A 21,461-nucleotide genomic window follows, 5' to 3' on the forward strand; every position below is an offset into this window, starting at 1 on the left:
TACATCCCGTACCGGCATTTCCTGTGGAAAAATCCCCCCCGGCAGGCCCGTCTTTTTTCGTTACTTTGTAGTTTGAATGACCAGCCGGGAAGAGCCATATTTTTTCCGGGCAATCTCCTACAAAAGCATGCAATTTTCCCATTTACATAACCATACCCAGTTTTCGCTGCTGGACGGCGCCTCATCGATAGGCCGCTTGTTCAAGAAAGCAGAGAAAGACAATATGCCCGCCGTGGCCATTACCGATCACGGTAATATGTTCGGCGCTTTCGAGTTCGTGGCACAGGCCTGGAAGAACACGAAAGTAGTAGGCACCACGCCCGAAGGCAAGGAGATCAAAGAGCCCGTGGTAAAGCCCATTGTGGGTTGCGAAGTATACCTCGTGGAAAACCGCCATAAACGACAGTTTACCCGTGAAGAAGGCAGGGACAAACGCTACCACCAACTGTTCCTGGCCAAGAATGAAACCGGCTATCGCAACCTGGTCAAGCTCTGCTCGCTGGGCTTTATGGAAGGCTTGTATGGCAAATATCCCCGTATCGACAAAGAGCTGGTGCTGCAATATCACGAAGGGCTGATCGCTACTACTTGTTGTATCGGCGCTTCGGTGCCACAGGCGATCCTGCGTAAATCGGAAGAAGAAGCCGAGCAGGAATTCAAATGGTGGCTCGATCTCTTCGGCGAAGATTATTATGTTGAGCTGCAGCGCCACGAGATCCCCGAGCAGATCAAGGTAAACGAGGTGCTGCTGAAGTTTGCCAAGAAATACAATGTACCGGTGATCGCGTCCAACGATTCACATTATGTGGACCAGGAAGACGCCAATGCCCACGATATCCTGCTATGCATTAACACCGGTGAAAAACAGAGCACAGAGAAAGCGAAAGATTTTGACGAGGAAGAAGGGAACAAGAAGAACACCCGCTTTGCCTTCTACAACGACCAGTTCTATTTTAAGACCACAGACGAGATGAGCCGGCTGTTCCACGATCTGCCGCAGTCGATCGACAACACGCAGATGATCGTGGACAAGATCAAGCCTCTGAAGCTGGAGCGGGAGATCCTGCTGCCCCACTTTAAGGTGCCGCCCGAGTTCAACGACAACCAGGACGCCTATCTCGAGCACCTGACCTGGGAAGGCGCCCGCAAACGTTATGTGGAGCTCTCGCCGGATATTGAAGAGCGGCTGAACTTTGAGCTGTTCACCATACGTACCATGGGTTTTGCCGGTTACTTCCTTATCGTATCCGATTTCATCCAGGCCGGCCGCGACCTGGGCGTATTCATAGGGCCAGGTCGCGGATCGGCCGCAGGATCGGCCGTTGCCTATTGCATCGGCATTACCAATATCGATCCCATCAAGTACAACCTGCTGTTCGAAAGGTTCCTTAACCCCGACCGTAAGTCGATGCCCGATATCGATACCGACTTCGACGACGTAGGCCGCCAGAAGGTGATCGACTATGTGGTGGACAAATATGGCAAGAAGCAGGTGGCGCATATCGTTACTTACGGTACTATGGCCGCCAAGTCCAGCATCAAGGACGTGGCGCGCGTGCTGGACCTGCCCTTGCCCGATGCCAATGCCCTGGCCAAATTGGTCCCCGATAAGCCGGGTATCTCGCTCAAGCGTATCTTAAGAGCGCCTATCGATGCTTCTACTTCCGACGAAAAAAGCCTGAAAGACAAAGAAGGCCTGATGGAAGAAGACCTCGTGAACGTACGCCAACTGCGGGATGTGCTGCAGGATATGGGCATCCAGGGCAATGTGATCCGCGATGCGGAAAAGCTGGAAGGCTCGGTGCGCAATACGGGTATCCATGCCGCAGGCATCATCATCGCACCCAAAGACCTTTCGGAGCTGATCCCGGTAAGCGCCGTTAAAGACGTGAATCTGCTGATCACACAGTTTGAGGGCAATGTGATCGAGAACGCAGGCGTTATTAAAATGGACTTTCTGGGGTTGAAGACCCTTTCTATTATCAAGGATGCGCTCGACCTCATCAAACGTAACCATGGCATCGAGATCGAGATCGACGATGTGCCACTGGAAGACCCGGAGACCTACGAGCTATACCAGCGCGGCGATACCAACGCCACGTTCCAGTTTGAAAGTCCGGGCATGCAAAAGCACCTGCGCGACCTGAAGCCCGATAAGTTTGCGGACCTCATCGCCATGAACGCCTTGTATCGTCCCGGGCCGCTGGCCTATATCCCCAACTTCATTGCCCGTAAGCATGGCCGCGAAGAGATCGCTTACGATTTGCCCGAAATGGAAGAATACCTGGCCGATACCTACGGGATCACCGTATACCAGGAACAGGTGATGCTGCTGTCGCAGAAGCTGGCTGGTTTCTCCAAGGGAGACGCCGACGTACTGCGTAAGGCCATGGGTAAAAAGCAGATCGCCGTACTGAACAAGATGAAGGTACAGTTTATGGAAGGGGCGCAGGCCAAGGGCCACCCTGCCGATAAGCTGGAAAAGATATGGACCGACTGGGAAGCCTTTGCCCAGTATGCGTTCAACAAGTCGCACTCGACCTGCTACGCCTTTGTTGCCTACCAGACAGCCTATCTCAAGGCGCATTATCCGCCGGAGTATATGGCGGCAGTAATGAACAATGCCAACAGTATTGAGAAGATCACCTTCTTTATGGAAGAGTGCCAGCGGATGGGGCTTAAGGTACTGGGCCCCGACATCAACGAATCGCTGAAAGGCTTCTCGGTAAACAAAGAAGGGATTGTACGCTTCGGATTGGGCGCCATTAAAGGCGTGGGGGAAGCTGCCGTTGAAGATATCATCGCCGAACGGGAGCAGGACGGTGTGTACAAGTCTATTTTCGAGATGATCACCCGCGTGAACCAACGCACCGTCAACAAAAAATCGCTGGAAAGCCTGGTGAATGCGGGCGCCTTCGATTGTTTTCCTGAGCACCACAGGGCGCAGTATTTTCATGCGCCGGCGCTGGATCCGGTAAGCGGCCTGGAGCGTATTATCCGCTTCGGCAGCCAGGTGCAGGCTGCTACCTCCATGGCCGTAAACAGTCTTTTCGGCGATGCGGAAATGCCCGATGTAAAGCCGCCCGAGCTACCCAAATGCGAAGCCTGGACCCTGCACGATCTGCTGGAAAAAGAGAAAGAAACCATTGGTATCTACCTTAGCGGCCACCCGCTCGATGGCTTTCGCTTCGAGATGCAGCACTACAACATCATCCCCATCAATGAGCTCGAAAATTTCAAAGGCCGCCAGGTCCGCATCGCCGGCTTTGTGTCCAACCCCTACCATGGCATTTCCAAGAAAGGCGATAAATATGGCCGCATGATCCTGAACGATTACAGCGGCAGCCTCGAGATGAATTTCTGGAAGGAGAACTATGTGCACTACGGCGATTACCTGCAGGAGTCGCAGAAGCTGATGATTACCGGCACCTACGAGGAAAGCCGCTTCCGGCCCGGACAAATGGAGTTCAAGATTGCCGGTGTGATGCTGCTTGGCGATGTGAAGTCGAAATATACCAAGCGCTTGTCTATGTCACTGTCACTGCAAAAGCTCGATATGGACTTTGTTCAATTTCTGCAAAGGAATATCCAGCAATATCCGGGCAATTGCGAGGTAAACATCCTCGTCACCGATGAGGTGCAGGAACGCAAGACCGGCCTGCGCTCCAGTAATGGTAAGCTGCTGGTGAACGACGACCTGATCGAATACCTGCAAACGGCAGATATACTGTATAAGGTAGAAGTAAGCTAAGCTTGCAGCCGTCGCTTAAACAACCATCGATACAAATTTCAAACGCCCGGCAGCGATAAGCATGCCGGGCGTTTTTATATAATGATAAGTGACTATCCTGAGAAAGGAAACGAAGCCGGTCCTTGAGCTTGTCGAACTTTTCTCACCGAAGGTAAAGGACAAAGATGATGCTTCGACGGGCTCAGCAACCTTTTCTGGCCTGAGATGAGGCGTGCTATTGCTTTACCAGCTTTGTTGTCCAGTCGATATCTTTCCCTATCATATGGAGGAAATAATTTCCTGCGGGAAGGCCGGTAAGTGATAACGTGACGGAGGATAATAAGGCATTAGCCTCGTATGCTCTTTCGAGCAATACCTTGCCCAGTGCGTCACAAACCTGCAGGCGTAATGGAGGATGCTGCCGGCTGCAATGCAACACGGCAATATCCGTAGTAGGATTGGGATACAACGCAATGCCGGTAGCCTGCGTGCCTTGGTCCGCAATACTATTAGGTTTTTGATTGCTTAATGTGATCAGCAGGGAATCCGATTTGGAGGGATAGGCGACCGAAACGGCTTTGGCCCAAACGGTCCCGTTGCTTTGCGCTTTCACCAGACCCAAACTGTTGATTGTGGCCGTTCCTGTAACAGGTACGATGCTCCAATGTACATCCTGGCTTACCGCGCCCGGAAAAATAAAGACCGTTACCTGCAATGTGCCCTGGTAAGTTTGTATAACGGCCGGCGCATTACTGACGGTGCGCACGTCCATACTATCGATCAGCGGCAGGCCATAGCGGGCCACATACCATTTACCGTTGCTGTTGGTAAAGCCGCCGCCGGCATACACACTACCGGTGGGGTCAGTAGCCAGGCTCTGGATCCAGCCCGCAGCATTCAGGGTATTGCCACCCAGCGCCGACCAGCTGGTACCATTCCAGCGCGCAACATATTTGGCCCCGGCCTGTGTGAAGATACCTGCTGCATAAAGATTTCCGGCCGCATCGGTGGCAAGGGTATTGATCCAGTCATTAGCATGTAATACATTGGCACCCGCGCCGGTCTCGCTCCATGAAGTGCCGTTCCAACGTGCCACATAATGTTCGCCGGAGCCGTTCTTAAAAAAGCCCGCTGCATATACATTGCCTGTTGCATCAGTAGCAAGGGCGTTGATGCCATCTTCCACATTCAGCGCATTGGCGCCGGTGCCCAGTTCCGACCAGGTGCTGCCGTTCCATTTTGCCACATATTTTTTGCCATTGGCGTCGCTGAAATTACCGGCTGCATAGACATTCCCGCTGGCATCGGTAACCACGCTTTGGATCCCATTGTCTGCATTCAGGGCCTGGCTGCCGGCGCCCAGCTCTGTCCATGTAGTCCCGTTCCATTTGGCGACATACCATTTACCCGCACTGTTGGTAAAGCTACCGGCGGCATAGACATTACCGGCAGCATCGGTAGCCAGGGTACTGATGGTACCGTTGGCATCGAGCGCGTTGGCGCCGCTGCCCATCTCGCTCCAGCTGCTACCATTCCACCGGGCCACATAAGTATGGTCGCTGCTGTTGGCAAACATGCCGGCAGCGTATACGTTACCGGCAGCATCGGTAGCCAGTGTAAGGATAAGATCATTCGCATTCAGGTTACCCAGCGCGCTCCAGGTGCTGCCATCCCACCGGGCCACATAATACTTGTTTGATGCGTTGGTGAAATAGCCGGCCGTGTACACATTGCCATTATAATCAGCGACCACGTCGCTGATTACATCATTCGGACTAAGGGCATTGGTCCCGCTACCCAGCTCGCTCCAGGATTGTGCTATGCCCGGCAAGGACAGGGACATCAGGGCGACAAGCAAGCAAATTTTCTTGTTCATGATTGATAGTATTTGGTACAACAAAGGTATTCGCTGCATGCATCAGCTGGTATTAACGATCAATTACTAATAACAGCTATTGTGGTGATGCCGGCAACGAAAAAGAAACAGGCTGCCCGGATAACGGACAGCCCGGGAGCCGGTGAGCCGGGGCCGGCTCCTTGTTGGCTATACCAGGAACGATGACAAGCGCTTTAGCAATTCGGCAAGCTGAGCAAATTATCGGAGGTAACGTTGTCGGGTTCCGTCTTTACATATTCCGTCCCGTTTGGGCTCACAGCCGTTGTCAGCCGTGCCTTATTGCCCTTGCTGTCTTTGACATAAGCATCGCCGCCCGCCTTTACCCAATCGTACATTTGCTTGCGCGTGCTGCTGCCCGGGAGGCCATCAGCGTCGTTGATCCATCCAAGCTTTTGTATCGCTGTCAGGGGGTTTTCAAAATAGTCGGTGGACTTGGTGATACAGGTGATTCTTCTACCCATGATCTTTGTGTTTTAAGGATTAAAAAATAGGGTTTACAGCGGCCTTTTATCGAAAGCGTATAAGGTCATACATAGGTGATCTTTATTTTTTCCACGATCTGCCAGATCCCATCCTGGTAAATCGCTTTACCCGGCGTATCGGTACGCACCGCCTGTGTTTGCGGGCTGGGCAGGTTGCTACGTTCGCAAGCAACCAGGATCCAGGTTGCTTCATGCTCTATTGCAAAGCTGGTGTAGCGCGGTGATCCGATATAGCGAAGGCTGGCCTCTTCTGGCTGATCGTTGCTGCAACAGAGTTCGTATAAGGCATTCCCGGCATCGGCCACACTGTTGGCTTCAATAAAGCGGCCATCCCCGGAGGGCTGCAGGAAGTAAAGCCTGGCCGGCTCCCGGACTTGCTGGTTTTCTTCCGGCAAGGCATCGGGCTGCTCGCCGACCGCATGTGCCGGCTCCTTCTGTGGCTTGTCCTTTGGACCATACAAGCGCCGGTATTCGGCAAAAAGGCGCTCCTGCTTGCGGTGGGCTTCCTGTAGTTTCTTTTCCCGCTCTACAAGAGTATAGTATTTTTGTTCCAGTCCTGCGTCTGCTGTAGCGCCTGCATCGTAGGGCGTCTTGGAAGGCCGCTCCCGCTGTGGCTTCAGGCGTTTGCTTCCGAATCCTGCGGCGAACCATCCTGCAGCAAGACCGGCCACCAGGCCGTAAGCGATCAAAGCAGCAGCCGAAGTCCAGACGGGTTCAGCTACATCGTCGCTTCCGGCAGGCGCAGCATCACTGGTGCAGGATACAGCAAGGCATACGAGTAGGATAAGAAGTGTATGGCGCATAGTGGCTAAGGTGTGTCGATAATAGTGAAAGCAAGCTGGTGGAGCGCACCGCGTAAGGGCATAAAGAACAAGGTCTCCTTTAGCCCGTCATCTTCAAACTGGCCTACTTCTTTCTTCAGCTCGTCAATACCTACAGACAGGGAGATATGCAGGTCTTTCTTCAATGTTTTCTTGAATTCGGCAAACCGCTTCGTATTTAATCCGAATTCATCGGCAAAGCCCATCTGCACATTCCAGCTGAAAAAGCGGTCGATAAAAGCGTTAACTTCTTTGAGCACGATCTCCTGCGTATCCTCCCTGAAGGCGTCGGCGTAGGTTAGCTGCTTACCCGGCATACCCTCTTCCGTACCAAACAGTATGGTTTTAGAAACCTTTGGTACAACAGGATTGCACAGGCCGCCCTTGGCAGTTACTTCTTTGGGCCCGGCCTCCATCACCAGCTCAATCTGGCTCTCCCGGGTATCGAATACTTCATTGAAGATATGATTGGCCAGATTGGTGATGCCCGGCAGCTTTTTGCCGACATCGAGAATGTGGATCATTTTGGATGCGGTACCGCTGAAGGTGATATAGCGGGGCGGCGCCTTATCGCCCATCGTTTTCTGATAGCGGGCAACATGATAAAAGATGCTGCTGATAAACAATAGGGGAACGATCTTCAGCTCGCTGGTGGCCCGCAGCTGCTCGGTAAGCGAGAAATAGGTTTCTTTACGATCGGGATGATCCTGCAGGCCAAACAGGGTGGTAATAAAATCATCGGAACGCTGCACCTGTCCTTTCGCAGGTAGATACTTGTTAAGCGGAGTTTGCTCCAGGTGCTGCCGGTGCTGCTTTTCAAAGAACTGAACAAAGCCGTTACGATCCGGCGGTGCGCCATAGCCATCGCCGAACAAGGCATTGCCCGCGTATTTGAACGAAGTATATGCGGTGATCTCATCGTTCTTATAGATCACCACATCGGTGGTGCCACCGCCGATATCTATATTGATCACCGGCACAGAGCCACCCCGGGTACCTCTTTTGCTGAAGAAATAAAACGGTGCAACAGACTCCGGGATGCCCGTAACCTCGATCCCGGCTCCCAGGTATTGCGCGATAAGCTTGTCCCAGGTGCTTTCCAGGCTGCTACGCCGGGCCTTGGACATGCTGGTAGGGTAGAACCAGACTATTTTTGTTTGTGCCAGGTCCCCGCCATTGATCAGCACCTTGTTCCGCAGCAGCAGGACGAGGTTGGCCAGGTAGCCGGCTACACGCCGCTCTGTGAGCGGCTCCGAAAGGCTACCCCATTTCAGGTTGGTCTCCGTACGGATAGCCCGGTTGATCGTATTATCCTGCTGCCAGTATACAGAGAAGTCGACCAATGGATAAGTCTCACGGTTCATATCAACCTGCAACGGTTCGGTCACCGCCGTGCGCAGCGGGAAGCGATGCCGTGCCGTGCCCCCGATATAGTCGGGCATCATTTCTTTCGGTACTTTTTCAAGCATAAGGGTGGCGCCCACACCGAAGCGGGGCCCCGACAAATGGCCATAGGTAGCGTCGTTCCAACGGTGTAAGGTGCCCAGCTGCGGATCTTCCCTCGTAATGTCGAAGGGCTGCAGCGGGCCGCCATCAACATTGTACTCGATATGGGTATTGGTGGTACCGAAGTCGATGGCGAAGGAAAATTTCCGGCCGCTGCTACGGGGAGCCTCCAACAGGGGCGCCAGACAGCCTCTTACCTTGCCGCTGGCAACGGTAATAAAGTCGAAGCCGGACGAGAGCATATCATAGAACGTATCGATAAGATCATCCTTTACATTGCTTTTCTGTCTTTGGACCTTGGGCCTCACCTCTTCCAGCACTTCCTTGCTCCGGTAATACTTCAGGGAATAGGGTCGCGAAGCCTTGTCCGTAGCGCCACGGGCCAAAAACATGATCGTATAGGAAACATCGTCGGTTTGCTGCACGAAAGGATAAATGGCCATGCTGAACTGCAGCTCACGGATGAAGCCCTGGTTCTGGCGTATATCCGGTTCGCCCTGGCCGGCATCAGCCGTGTACGTCCGTATCATTTCGATATAACGGCCATTCGTAACGGGCACTCTTAAAGTAGCCTTGATGGCGCCATGCGCCAGCCGTTCCAGCTGAAACATCTGCTTCCCATCCGGCAGGGTTTGCTGCAGATCGGCTGGGCTGAAATACTCGAAAAACACTGGCGTCAGCGGCAGCAGGTAGCCATCGTTGAAGCCCTTGGGGAGATGGCCGCAGAAGAACCGGTCCTCGTCAGGCTCAAAAGGCAGCTGCACCAGGTAGGGTTCCAGCAGATCACTGACGGTAAGATAAGGATATTGCCGTTGCTGTCCGGGTAGTGTACGCTTATCGATAGGTTGGTTATCGGCATAAGGCGCCTTCAGCTCCGTGGGCCAGGGATTGTCTATATAGTTCATCCGGGTATTGAAAGCATAAGCGGGCAGCACCAGCGGCAATAATCCTGATTTGGGATGACTGGCAGCGATCACGAAATCGCTTTTCTCCGCTATACCCCTGTCGTCGACCCGCACACAGCGCAGCTCAAAGCCATTGATCTCGGGATAGTTGCCCGCAGCCGAAAGCACGATGCTATCGTATTGCTGTTCATAGCTGTCACTGCTTAGCGCGATCGCTTTGCTGCGAACATCGGGCGAAAGCTTTTTCAGGCAGAGATCGAGGTAATTGTCCATTACCCGGAAAGCCGTGCGGAAACCGGGCATTGCCTCTCTCAGGGCATAAAGAAAGAGCACGTAATCCTCGCTGCGCTCGTAAAGGGGACAAATGCTGTGAAAAAGCCGGCGGCCGTTGATCTTCATATCCACATAGTCCAGCTTGTTGGCCGATGGAAAAAATAAGGTAGCCGGAGAGGTACCGCCGATAATATTAAAGTGGTCCTGCCCGGCACTGTAATCCAGCAGGTGAAACTGGCGCAGCTTGTCGAAATTATATTCGGCGGCATCCTGCGATAGGAACATTTTCAGCGTTTCGCCGTACAGCCGGTTGCCACCGGATCCCTGGTGTATCAGTCGCCAGAGCTCGCCCTGCTCATCCATCAAGGGCTCGGCACCGGCCCAGCGCAGGCCCGGGTTCCAGGAATGTACCCGTATCTGCTGCTTCAGATGCGGACTATTGAAGAAGACCTGACCTACATCCAGGGTATCGGAAACCAGCTTGTGGTAAATGCTGATCCCTTCCGGCGCTCCGGATGCGACTACTTGCTTAAAAGCCGTTTTCACCAGGTCGATAAGGGCGAAGGGGCTGGGTATCGAGGTAATCGGCTTGCGGGCATTGGCGCCGGCGCCGTCTTTGATGTTGTTGATCTGCGTGGTATCCAGGTAGCCTGTTATACGGGTCCAGTCCCTTATGTCGTCTACCTCGCCGCTGTGCAGCCGGTATATCTTGCTCATACAAATACTATAGTTTTATACGTTGGGTGATCAGTTCCTGTGTAGCCACAGAGAAGAGGGCAAACAGCTTGCGTTCGCTGTTGCCGAGGGGCGGCAGCTTCGCTTCCTTTTCGCTCAGCGTCTTGCTAAAGCGGTCCAGCCCTTTGGGACCCATGAAAGAGGTTTGCTCACTAAAGCCGGAAACCGCATTCAGGATATCCTTCTCCCCGGCATCCCTTTGGAACGGCTTGAAAGCCGTGATGCTCCGCTCCATTTCTTCCAGCCATTGGTTAAAGGCGTAGTTGAACCGGTCCAGGTCATCCATCATTCTTTTGTCCAGGTCGTCGGGGCCCAGCTTATGGCTGCCGTTGCTCATCCAGGCCGTGCCGGCCGTTGTGGTAGCATAGCTATCCCGGAGGAATTTCTGGAACAGGAAATAAGCGGCCAGGCGCTTACCGGCCGTATCAAAGGAGCGCCGGCCCAGGTGCTGCAGCCTGATCTCATTCGTCTCTTCCTTAAGGCCATACTCGAAATACATAGGCGATACCGCCTTCCCACCTTCCACCTGCAGCGCATTGTTGTCGAGCTCCATAAAGTCGACGATAGCCATAGCTGCTGCGAGCTCTACGAAGTGGGCGCCGTTCTCCTGTTGCACGCCACCGTCGGCCCCTTTGTGTGTATTGGATACGGCGTCGCCGAGATAGTATAAGGCATTCACCGAGCGATTGCGGCACAGGTTGGCCGCATAATAGCTCAGGGCGGCCTTGGTTTTGGAAACAAAGGTATCGCTGTCGATGCTGGTCTCGCCCTGCACGTCAAAGTAAGGCAGCACGCTGATAGCTGCTATGGGTGCATTGCGCAGCAGCATATGCTTGGGAATATCCGTATCGGCATCCCTCAGGTTCTTGATCAGCAGGGGCAATCCTGCCGCCCCGGTACCACCGAAGATCGAGCCGATCACCATAATACGGTCGTCTGTATTAAAGGCATTGGCAAAGGCCTTGAACACCGGTGAATCCTTGAACTGGTTCAGGGCCACGCTGCCGATATTGGGATTGCCTTTGAAGCCGATGTGCATATCTTCTTTAAGATTCTGCTCCGAGAACAGCAGCCGGGTCATGGCCTTTGTTGCATCGCTCATATTGCCCATGTCCAGCAGGTCCCCGAAGCTGTGGGACTCGGTACGGTTCAGCGAGAAATGGAACTCGCTGGCCGTGGGGCTATCTTCCACGTTCATTAACGAACGGATATCGTGGTAAAAAAACTGGTTGGTATCCCGTTCGGTATGTTCTCTCAGGCTACGGTATCCTCGCAATAGCTTTAGGGTACGATTGAGATCGCCGTTCTCGTTGTCGGGATCGATCAATATGGGAACGACGGTATGGGTATGAGCCAGCTTCACGCCCGAGGCCATCAGGAAGGTGAAAGCCTTGATGACTCTCGCGCCTGTACCGCCGATGCCGAAAATGTATAGCGCCATAGTCTCTGGTTTTTAGAATGGGATTTTTTTGTTGGTGATGCTCTTCCATTTCAGGAGCAGGGAAGCGATGAAACAGAACAGGGCCGTATACAGCATCGCTGTAAAGGCAAAGCCCAGGCAGTCCAGCGCCGTAAAATGCAGGTCGGCGCAGTGCTTTTCCGCCGGCAGGTAACGAACGGCGCTCCAGTAGGCAAAGCCGCCGGTTATAAAGCAGGCCGTGAGCACATTCACCAGCCATACCCTACGGTAGGTAAAACGCGGATGGTTGAACAGACCGTAGTAAAAATTGAGCATGACCAGCAAGCTGACGATCAGCTGCACGATGCCTACGATCTGGTAGATATGGCTGCCGGTATAGTCTTCGCAATTGGTGTCCAGCCCCTGGAGCTGATCGTGAAGATCGCCGCCATAGCCCATGTGGAACAATCGGTAAAGGAATTCCATAGTAAGTGTGTTTGATTAATCTTTATAGTAAACATTGGTCATTTTGACGCCATCGCTGGTTGCTGGGTCTGTCGAAGCACGGTTGCTGAGCCTGTCGAAGCATTTTTATAGCTGCCACTTAGTCTTTAATGGTAAGCGATATCGTGCCATAAGTGCTTTGCCGGGTATAGCCGGCATAGGCCTGGAACATGCCTTCCAGCAGGTGGCGGATACCCAGGGTCTTGCCTTCCAGGTCTTGCGGCGTCGCTTTCCTGTCTTCGTCCAGGGAGCTTGCTGCGATCCAGGCCGGTAGCTGCCGCTGTAGTTCCAGCTTCAGCTCGCCCGGCCGGAAGCCCGTAGCCGATAACAGGATCTCATGGCTATACAAGCCATCATCCGAAGCCTTGACCGATTCGACAATGAAATCGCCGGGAGTAAGCTGGTAATGCGCAGGATCGAGCAGGTAAGCCTCATCTACGGGAAGCTTCGACAGATCGGCCAGCAGATGAATATGAAAGCGGTTGTCCTTCGCGCCTTTTTTCATATCGCTCACCATCATCGGGTGGCGGGCGCTGTAGGTATACGACCGGCTGGCGGGACGGATGCGGGCGGCCATGTTGTACTGCGCTTTATCCGTAAGGAAGAGAAAATTCCGGAAGCCTTTAAAGCGACTGCCATGTTGTACTTCATTCAATGCGTTACGCAAAGACTCTTCTTCACCTACACAGATCATATAGTACGGTCTGTCCTTATAAGAAGCGGATTTTCCTTTATCGTCCTGGTTATAATAGCTGCCGATAAAAGACGCATAGAACTGTAACACCAGAAAAGAGAAGGACTTTGATCGCAACCTTTCTGAAACAAGTGGTTGAACGATATTTCTTTGATCATCGAGGTAGCGCTTAGCATCTTTGCCCTTTCCAGGAGAGGGTATAGCGTCGGTAATCAACACCCGTACCTCGTCCCCATCCAAGGTATCTACTAGGGTTTTCAGCATTTTTGTAATATTGCTTTGCGAGCGGTTTGCGTGGTGTTGTATCGCCCTTGAGTTAATCGACTGAGGATTCAGGTGACTAAGATATACGCCAATCTCATCTGCCTTAGCATCTAATGCAGCAGGGATAGACTGGGTGTTAATATCATACAGGTTCAAGCAACGCTTTCCGGGCGCATTATCGAGTAAGCTGATGAAGTAGCCAACGTTAGCAGCAAAGTTGCTATCACCGCTAGGGTTAAGATAACCATCCAGGCTCCCGGTGGTTTCCAGGAATACGGTATAGGTGCTGGCTGGTGTCGTATTTGTCTTTGTTAGCTTAGTTTTGGCCTTGCGCCCGCGATGGTGGCTACCGGGTTCGCTGTTGCAGCCACAAAGCAGGCATATGAAGATTAGCGCAGGCGCCAACCGGGATAAGAGAGAAGCCATAAGTTTTCGTTTGGATAAGGAATGATTTATTCGGCGATAAGGGTGTCTTTGGGTGGTGCAGTATCGGCAGGGGAGGGTATCCAGGAAATCTGTTCCGCTTCTTCAAGCGATTCCTCTGGCGTTTTGCTATATACATCTCTGAAGAAGTAATGTTCCACACCACCATGGTGAGAGCAAGCGCCCCGGCCAGAGGCTTGGCTTGTATCGCCATCTTTACACACGGCGCATCTCACCTTTCGCCGGCTATTCTCAAATAATTGCCGGGCAAGCTCATCCTTCGGTGTGAACTTTCCGCCCATCCATAGTCCGAACAAGGTGCTTAGCACCACAAGACCGGCCAAACGGAAACGGTGCTTCCACATAAAGCGCAGGCCGCGCCGGTAAGCCAGCACCCAGGGCGAGCGGTTATGCTCTACCTTTTCGTAAATGGCATCGGCCAGGCCCTGCTCATCGTATTTCGGATAGAAGAGACAAGCCCGCGTATCGGTCACACCTTCCAGTACACTGCCATCAAGCCGGAAGGGCAACAGGTAGGCCGATCGCTTTTCAAAGAGCGACCGTAGCTGCGCCTTATCAAGCTCGTACAAGGTCCAGTATTTCCGCTTATAATGCTCCGAAAGGAAAACGACACAAAAGAAGGCTTCTTCCCGGTAGACGCTGTCCATGAACTCGGCCAGCTTCTCGCCCCAGGTGCCGATCCGTTCAAAATCATCGTAGAAACATTTGATGCCTTTGGCCTGTAGTATTCTGGCGACCTTATCCACGAAGTCCCGGTCTTCTTCCGCAAAGGATAGAGCGACATCATATTTTTGAGGATTCCTGCTCATGGTGTTGGGGTATGATCGTTGCCTGGCATGTTGCCCGCACACGATGTTTTGGTAAAATGGATAGGCAATAGCGCTCCCTTTCGACGAAGAGTCTTCGTCAATGGCTTGTCCCCGGGAGGACAGCAGGAGTGGTTGGGTTCTGGGATTACAATTCTATCTTATGCTCACGGAGAAAATTGATGAGTCCGATCAGCGTGTTGGTCTCGGTTTTACGGCCTATATTCTTCCTGTGGGTCTCTACGGTAAAGCGGCTCAGCGATAGCTTTTCGGCGATAGCAAAAGAGGTCTGCTCTTCCAGTACCAATTTCAGTATTTCGAGTTCGCGCGGGGTAAACATCGTGACCGCGGCTTCAGGCTTTGCGCTGCGTAGGTCGGGGAAGTACTGCCCACCCCCTGCTACGGTCTTCAGACATTTGCGTAGCTCCTCCTTGCCTACGTTTTTCTGCAGGTAACCCGAGGCGCCGGCGCTCTGCGCATCCCTGATATAATGCTGCTCCGTGTCCATCGACAACATCACAAAGCGGGTTTCAGGCACCAGCTTCCGCAGGGTATGCAGCAGCGCGATACCATCCAGACCGGGCATCCGGCGATCAATAAGGGCCAGGTCAGGCCTGCGTTCGATAATATCGGCCCTGGCCGTAGCCCCGTCGTAAGCATAGCCTACTATCCTGATGCAATCATCATTTCCGATCAATAGCTTCAAGCCGTCAACAACGATCTGGTGGTCGTCGGCAATATATAAGGTTATCACATCTTTCATACAAGGGGATTTACGGGAATTTCAATGATCACACAAGTGCCTTTGGGGGAGGAGTCGGTCGTGATCGTACCCTTGCACACACTTACACGGCTGCTGACGGTGGTCAATCCGATACCTTCTTTGCCGGAGCGCTGTGCCGGCATACCCACGCCATTGTCCTCTACCACGATGCCGAGCATATCGTCGTCCCTGTTGATCTGCACCGAGGCCAGGCTGGCCTGCGCATGCCTTTGCACATTGGTCAGCAACTCGCTGATCATGCGGAACACGTGCAGCTGTATGGTTTTGTCCAGGCTGCTCAGCTGACCATTGATCAGAAGAGAGTAATTGCATTGACCCGTTGCATTTAATCCCTGTATCCGGTCAGACAGCAATTGCTCCATATCCTTGCCGTTGACAAAATAAGGCAGCAGGTTATGCGAGATTTCGCGCACTTCTTCCAGGGTCTCAGAGATACCGGTATAGACCTTACCGATCAGTTCTACATTTTCGGTGGCTACCAATTTCAGGTGCTCAGTGGTCATCTTAAGACCGGATAGCCGTGCACCCACGCCATCGTGCAGCTCCTCGGCCAGGCGCGAGCGCTCCCTTTCCTGGCCTTCCTGCAGGGCGTTAAAGACGGCTTGCTGGCCACGCAGCTCTTCATCCTGCAAGGCAGATCGGAGTTGAACAACTTTTTTTTGGTGTAGGAAAGCATATACAATGATAGCTGCAATTAGCAGTAGCATAATAATTGCGCCAGTCAAGTAAAAGACCATCATATGATTGCTTTTTTCCCAAAACATCTGAAAGCCTGGGCATATAAACAATTAGCAATAACGTTCGCACCCTGAAAAATAAACAGACTGAGTGTTTCAAGATGTGCTTCCTTCGTCAGCAGATAATTACTAAACAAAAAGTAGAAAAGAAGTCCCCCAAAGGAAATTAATGCGCCGGTGCTGACCCAATACATGGGGTGTTCCCATCCTAAACTGGTACTTTCTTGCCGAAATAAATCATAATAATAGTGCAGGGCATAAAGTAAAAGGAAAAATGAAGTATAGGTACGACTTAGATCAGGTGTGCTCCAGATGCCATTTTTCAAAACATCGATAATAGTAATAATAGCAGCTACACCCATGTTAACACCAATTAAGATCCTTACACGGCTTTTCTTTGGAAAACGTAGAAGAAAGACTATTGAAAAGGCAATAAATTCCATTATTACGTATAAACGCAATCCTGGCATATTGTTCTTTAATGGCGGTCCGGTGAACAAGGTGGCTTGTATCTCAAAGCCAATACACAGGACGAAAAAATAAAGCAAGATCCGGAAAGGCAACGTTAGCCTTGAATAGTTGACAAAGCCCGCAATAACTGGTAGTAGTATACTAGCCTGCGAAACTCTTGTGTACAGGAGTCTTAATGGTGTCACGATGGGTAAGGTTTTAGGCCGATAAAATACGCATATTCCCGTTGAATTACAACAAGGCCGCTACTTTTAGCGTCGCCGCCAGGCCGCCTTTCACTTTCAGGTTGCCGCTGTTGGAACAGTTGCTGGGGCAGGGATCGGCATAGTCGTAGTAAGGATAGGCATCGTTGATGGTCAGGTCGTCGTTACAGCCCAGACCGGCCTTGGTGGATACCGCTACCAGCGTCAGCTGCTGATCGGCATTCACGCCGGCATAGAAGCGTACGCCGTTCACGTCTTCAAAGCCTTTATAGCTTTCTACGCCCAGCAGGTTCAGCAAGGCGGTTTTGGTCATGGTCCAGGATACGGGGATGAAGAAGGGATCGCTGGTCGTCGCCGCATTGCGGAAGGTATCGGTAAAGGCTTCGGCAATCTCATAATCGAGGATATCGGATTCCCGGCCCCTGATAAAGCTGGCGATAGCCGGGCGGTCCAGATTGCGCGGCAATTCCTTCAGGTACTCAAATGCGGTCTTGGTGGCTGTAGCAGCGCCGTTCTGTTCGTTGTGGTTGTTTTCTTGTGTCATAACATTGTTTTTTTATGGGGTGAATGATAGGGCAAAAGTATACCGGCCCGGCGCCGGCTCCTATACCTAACGCTAGGTATTTGAAGCCACCCCCGGTATGCCCTGCCGAAATACCTAGGCCTAGGTATAGCCATGGCTGCGGTTTTGAGAAACCTTTGCAGCTGTAACTAAAACACGATATGCTATGAGACTCGCACTTGCCATAGGCATCGACAAATACGACTTCGCTCCCCTTAAGGGTTGCGTGAACGACGCCACAGCAGTAGCCAACCTATTACGCAGTCACGGCGACGGCAGTCCCAATTTTGATGTACGCCTGGAAACCAATGTGCCCCGCAAAAGCAATATGCGACGCATGATACGGGAATTGTTTTCCGGCAGCCATGATACGGCCCTGCTGTATTACTCGGGTCACGGCGTCTTCAACGAAAGGGGTGGCTACCTGGTCCCATCCGACTACCGCAAGGACGACGAAGGTATTCCCATGAACGAAGTGCTGACGCTGGCCAACGATTCGGCAACAAAGAACAAGATCATTATCCTGGACTGCTGCCATAGCGGGGCCATTACCGTACCGCAACTCAACAGCGCTATCTCCGGCCACATCAACGAAGGCATTACGATACTGACGGCCAGCAAACAGGAAGAGCTGGCCATGGAAGCCGGGGGCAAAGGCATTTTTACCGGCTTGCTGCTGGAAGCGCTGCAGGGCGGAGCGGCCGATCTTAACGGTTACATTACGCCCGCCAGCATTTATGCTTATATCGACCAGGTGCTGGGTCCCTGGGACCAGCGGCCGGTGTTCAAGAACAATGTAAGCCGCTTTACTTCTCTTCGGCAGGTCAGACGCCCGATCGATCCTGCAGTGCTGCGCAATATCGCGCGCTATTTCGATGCCCCCGACCAGGAGAAGCAGCTCTACCCCTCATACGAGTATAGCAACGACCCCGCTTACAAGCATATGCTCCTTACACCATTTGCACAGGAAGACCTTGTCTCCATATTTCAGGAGCTCAAGGCTATGCAAAGCGTAGGACTGGTGGAGCCCGTGGGCGAAAACCATCTATACTGGGCGGCGATGAACAGCAAAAGCTGCAGGCTTACGCCGCTGGGCGCGCACTACTGGCGGCTGGCGAAACAAAGAAAGATATGAAGTCAGTCCCTGGGTCCTTCACTTCGTAAGCTGCCTTACGGATGTCGCACACCCGGCTATCCTATGCGATAGTTTCCGGTCGCAGTAAAATGTATTGTGCAGGGAACAGTAATGCTGACATCTGCACAGCAAGGTTAAGCCGGTTGTTGCGCCTGTCTTTTGGACAAACGGTGCTTCGACAGGCCCGGCACAAGCATATAAAAATGAATCGCAGACCATAGCCTGCTACCGGGGCCGCTTGTTGCCGGCCCCGGGCATAGCAATACGGAATATAGCGGCACGGCTGGTCCACCGGCGTCCGTTCCGGCACAGGCAACGGGGAGCAACCGGCTCCCATACAGAACAACCGGTGTGTAAACCCTTAAAAAAAATAGATTATGGCAAAATTTGAGATCCTGCAATCCGACAAAGGCACTTATTACTATCACCTCAGGGCCACAGGCAATCATGAGATCATCCTGCATGGCACGCAATATGCCACCAAAAGCGATTGCCGTGCCGCCATCGATGCGGTAAAAGCTAATGCACCCTACGATTCCCGTTACGAAAGGAAAGATTCGGTAGATGGCCAGTATTACTTCCGGCTTAACAACAGCGCCGGCACGATGGCCGGCATGAGCGAGATGTACCGTTCCAAAGCGTCCAGGGACCATGGCATCGACCTGGTAAAAGCCCAGGCGCCCGACGCACCGGTATCGGACCTCGCCTGACCCCGCCGGGACGCGGGCTGCCGGTCGGGACGCGCAGCGACCTGAACGGCAAGCGGGAGCCCTAACCGTTCCAAACACGCGGGTTGCCGGTCGGGACGCGCAGCGGCCTGAACGGCAAAAGCTGGTTCCAACCGTTCCAGACACGTAGGTACCCCGTCGGGACGCGCAGCGACCTGAACGGCAAGCGTGAGTCCTAACCGTTCCAAGCCCCGGCCAAAACAGCCGGGGCTTACCGGTCTGAACGACAAAGGACGTTAGCACGCTCAATTTTGTCTAAATTGCCATAGTAACCACCCTTCCCTGAAACGATTCCTGATGAAAACAGCTTTCACCCCCTGCACCCTCTTTGCCATAAGCCCTTACCTACATGCGCAAACGGCCGATACGCCCGTCACCCGGGCGTATTCCTGGAACATGTCGTCGACTTTGCCCTGGCCAATAAAGAACAGATGATAGCGCTGCCACAGCTCTACGATACTGTGCTCACAGCAGCAGAAATACCCTCCGACGACAAAGAGCATCTCTTACTGGTACAGGTATTAAAGCAAAGGGGATTTACGGTAACGGATTGGGGTCGCGGCAATATGGCCACAGGACCCAGGGTCGTGACGCTGGTGCTGAAAAAGGAAATTGTACCTGCACTGTTCATAAAAAGTATAGCGTTACGGAAATATCCAACGACCTGGAACGGTCGGAGGAAATCATGTGCACAGGATCCACACACTATTAACCCAAGTATCTCCGGGCAGACACACATAACGTGCTGAACGGTCCCGCCGTTTTTCGGCAGCTTAATCTTATTTTGCAGGGACAATACATCACCATGAAAAAATACAGCCTTTACCTGCTGCTCTGTTTTGTATGGGCAATAGCACCTGCCGCTCTGCTTTTCGGCCAGGATTTTGACTACCACCGGGACTTTAAAGAGATGCTCGAACGGAGCAAGCGCCAATCGGATCCGTATTATTATCCCAGCCTGCTTCAACGCTTCAATACTTGCGACAGCAACTTAACCGACCGCGATGTTGTGGCCTTACAAATAGGATTTACCGCCCATCCGGAATATAAGCCGTACAAAACTATAGACAAAGAAAGCGCTATACTGGACCTTGTTGCGCAGAAGCTGTACGAAAAGGCGATCGTTGCCTGCGACGAGCTGTTGCAGACCAATCCTGTAGACTTCACGGCTGTCCTTGAAAAAGGATTTTGCTACATGAACCTCGGCAAGCCCGATCCCTGCTATAAGGAAAAGGCGCTGATGCTGATACGCTGTATCAAATGGAGCGGCGATGGCTCACAAGCCAGACCCTGCTTTGTGCTGAGTCCTATCGACGGACAAACATTCATCACGCATATACTGGGCGGGTCGTTGGGCACTATGGGCTCGTGACAGGACAAGTACGGGCATTTCCTCGATATCCTGGACATGGAAAAGGAGGGGGAGACCACGCCGCTGCATTTTAATATCGACCATGCCGCAAGTAAAATGTTCGATTAACGCCCGGTCGTGCCTTACTCCTCTATCAGCGCCACCACTCTTGCCGGTGCTGCTGAGGCGCCTACGATCTTCAGCGGGAATACACATACCTTGAAGCCCTTGGCAGGCAAGGCCCCCAGGTTGACCAATTGCTCCATATGGCAATACTCTTCCTGCTGCCCTACCAAGTGGGCCTCCCAAAAGAGCTCTTTGTTGCCGGTCTTTTTGGCTTGTGCGATCATGTGCTTCAGCGGCAGGTCCCAGCCCCATTGATCGATACCCATCATCTTAATGCCTTGCGCAATGAGCCATTGCGTGGCCTCCTTGCTCATGCCGGTGCCCTTGTTGGGAAAGTCCCGGGTACCATTGTACTGGTCGCGGCCGGTGCGTATAAGTACGATCATACCGGGTTGTAAGGCTACATCGATCTGCTGCAAGGCTTGCTGCACATCGGTTGCGGTAATGGGGTCAAAGTCGGCCTTATGCCTCATGTCGAGTACCACGCCATCGCCGTAGCACCATTCCAGTGGCACTTCGTCGATGGTCTTTGCCTTTTGCCCTTTTACCGTAGGACTGTAATGCCAGGGTGCATCGAGATGCGTGGTGGCATGTACGCCCATTTTTTTGATGGTATCGTCGGCCCAGCCGCTGAAGCCGGAGGGGAACAGGCGGAAAGGCAGGCCCACCAGGCGTATGAGCCAGCGCGCCTTGCGGTGCGGCTTATGCTTTACTTTGACCCGCATAAACCAGGGGTCTTCGACATTGAAGCGGATGGGCTTGGACAGATCGATGAGCTTGGGCATAAAAGGACAGATATTTGGTGAAAACACTGATGGCAAAAATATCTTCCTTTTTAGAAAAACAACTCGGAGGCGGAAAAACCGATCAATGTCGAGGGCTGCGCTTCACCCTTCGACTCCGC

General features: G+C 52.7%; 18 protein-coding genes. 5 read left to right on the forward strand and 13 right to left on the reverse strand.

All coding sequences use genetic code 11. From position 1 onward, the window contains the following. Positions 1 to 127: 127 nt before the first annotated feature. Entirely contained in the window at positions 128 to 3,751 is a 3,624-nt protein-coding gene (gene dnaE, locus DZK30_RS09570; RefSeq protein WP_118974026.1) for a DNA polymerase III subunit alpha, read from the forward strand. A gap of 214 nt (positions 3,752 to 3,965) precedes the next feature. Here dnaE and DZK30_RS09575 read toward each other — a convergent pair whose 3' ends face one another. From DZK30_RS09575 to DZK30_RS09630, 12 genes are all read right to left on the reverse strand, one after another. Then, positions 3,966 to 5,606 carry a T9SS type A sorting domain-containing protein gene (locus tag DZK30_RS09575; RefSeq protein ID WP_162902989.1) on the reverse strand — a complete coding sequence of 547 codons (1,641 nt, stop codon included), beginning with the start codon at positions 5,604 to 5,606 and terminating at the stop codon, positions 3,966 to 3,968. Between the two features lie 194 nt (positions 5,607 to 5,800). Then, entirely contained in the window at positions 5,801 to 6,088 is a 288-nt protein-coding gene (locus DZK30_RS09580) for a DUF3892 domain-containing protein (protein WP_118973905.1), read from the reverse strand. Between the two features lie 65 nt (positions 6,089 to 6,153). Continuing rightward, entirely contained in the window at positions 6,154 to 6,912 is a 759-nt protein-coding gene (locus tag DZK30_RS09585) for a hypothetical protein (RefSeq protein WP_118973906.1), read from the reverse strand. A 5-nt stretch (positions 6,913 to 6,917) separates the two neighbouring features. Then, positions 6,918 to 10,331 (reverse strand): cell division protein FtsA, encoded by a 3,414-nt coding sequence (locus DZK30_RS09590; RefSeq protein ID WP_118973907.1) that lies wholly within the window; start codon positions 10,329 to 10,331, stop codon positions 6,918 to 6,920. Positions 10,332 to 10,338: 7 nt separating this feature from the next. Next, positions 10,339 to 11,790 (reverse strand): hypothetical protein, encoded by a 1,452-nt coding sequence (locus tag DZK30_RS09595; RefSeq protein WP_118973908.1) that lies wholly within the window; start codon positions 11,788 to 11,790, stop codon positions 10,339 to 10,341. Positions 11,791 to 11,802: 12 nt separating this feature from the next. Next, positions 11,803 to 12,234 (reverse strand): hypothetical protein, encoded by a 432-nt coding sequence (locus DZK30_RS09600; protein WP_162902990.1) that lies wholly within the window; start codon positions 12,232 to 12,234, stop codon positions 11,803 to 11,805. A 118-nt stretch (positions 12,235 to 12,352) separates the two neighbouring features. After that, positions 12,353 to 13,636: a hypothetical protein gene (locus tag DZK30_RS09605; RefSeq protein WP_162902991.1), complete on the reverse strand. Its 1,284-nt coding sequence runs from the start codon at positions 13,634 to 13,636 to the stop codon at positions 12,353 to 12,355. Positions 13,637 to 13,662: 26 nt separating this feature from the next. After that, positions 13,663 to 14,463 (reverse strand): TIR domain-containing protein, encoded by an 801-nt coding sequence (locus tag DZK30_RS09610; protein ID WP_118973911.1) that lies wholly within the window; start codon positions 14,461 to 14,463, stop codon positions 13,663 to 13,665. 145 nt (positions 14,464 to 14,608) lie between these two features. Further along, positions 14,609 to 15,223, reverse strand: a complete 615-nt coding sequence (locus tag DZK30_RS09615; RefSeq protein WP_118973912.1) for a response regulator — start codon at positions 15,221 to 15,223, stop codon at positions 14,609 to 14,611. Next, positions 15,220 to 15,876: a sensor histidine kinase gene (locus DZK30_RS09620; protein ID WP_162902992.1), complete on the reverse strand. Its 657-nt coding sequence runs from the start codon at positions 15,874 to 15,876 to the stop codon at positions 15,220 to 15,222. Before DZK30_RS09620 ends, DZK30_RS09615 begins: the two co-directional genes overlap by 4 nt. A gap of 104 nt (positions 15,877 to 15,980) precedes the next feature. Next, entirely contained in the window at positions 15,981 to 16,637 is a 657-nt protein-coding gene (locus tag DZK30_RS09625; RefSeq protein WP_162902993.1) for a hypothetical protein, read from the reverse strand. Positions 16,638 to 16,683: 46 nt separating this feature from the next. Continuing rightward, on the reverse strand, positions 16,684 to 17,199 hold the full coding sequence (locus DZK30_RS09630; RefSeq protein WP_118973915.1) for a hypothetical protein: 516 nt from the start codon (positions 17,197 to 17,199) through the stop codon (positions 16,684 to 16,686). A gap of 184 nt (positions 17,200 to 17,383) precedes the next feature. Between DZK30_RS09630 and DZK30_RS09635 the strand changes: the two genes are divergently transcribed. The 4 genes from DZK30_RS09635 (at position 17,384) to DZK30_RS09650 (ending at position 20,452) form a co-directional block, all read left to right on the forward strand. Continuing rightward, positions 17,384 to 18,352: a caspase family protein gene (locus tag DZK30_RS09635; protein WP_118973916.1), complete on the forward strand. Its 969-nt coding sequence runs from the start codon at positions 17,384 to 17,386 to the stop codon at positions 18,350 to 18,352. 377 nt (positions 18,353 to 18,729) lie between these two features. Next, positions 18,730 to 19,062 (forward strand): YegP family protein, encoded by a 333-nt coding sequence (locus DZK30_RS09640; RefSeq protein WP_118973917.1) that lies wholly within the window; start codon positions 18,730 to 18,732, stop codon positions 19,060 to 19,062. A gap of 449 nt (positions 19,063 to 19,511) precedes the next feature. Beyond that, positions 19,512 to 19,829 (forward strand): hypothetical protein, encoded by a 318-nt coding sequence (locus DZK30_RS09645; RefSeq protein ID WP_118973918.1) that lies wholly within the window; start codon positions 19,512 to 19,514, stop codon positions 19,827 to 19,829. Positions 19,830 to 19,885: 56 nt separating this feature from the next. Next, positions 19,886 to 20,452, forward strand: a complete 567-nt coding sequence (locus DZK30_RS09650; protein WP_118973919.1) for a DUF4919 domain-containing protein — start codon at positions 19,886 to 19,888, stop codon at positions 20,450 to 20,452. Between the two features lie 122 nt (positions 20,453 to 20,574). On the opposite strand, the gene DZK30_RS09655 is transcribed toward DZK30_RS09650, so the two are convergent. After that, positions 20,575 to 21,342, reverse strand: coding sequence for a cyclase family protein (locus DZK30_RS09655; RefSeq protein WP_118973920.1), 768 nt, complete (start codon positions 21,340 to 21,342; stop codon positions 20,575 to 20,577). Between the last annotated feature and the right edge of the window lie 119 nt (positions 21,343 to 21,461).

This window comes from Taibaiella koreensis, from assembly GCF_003545715.1.
Lineage (GTDB): Bacteria > Bacteroidota > Bacteroidia > Chitinophagales > Chitinophagaceae > Taibaiella > Taibaiella koreensis.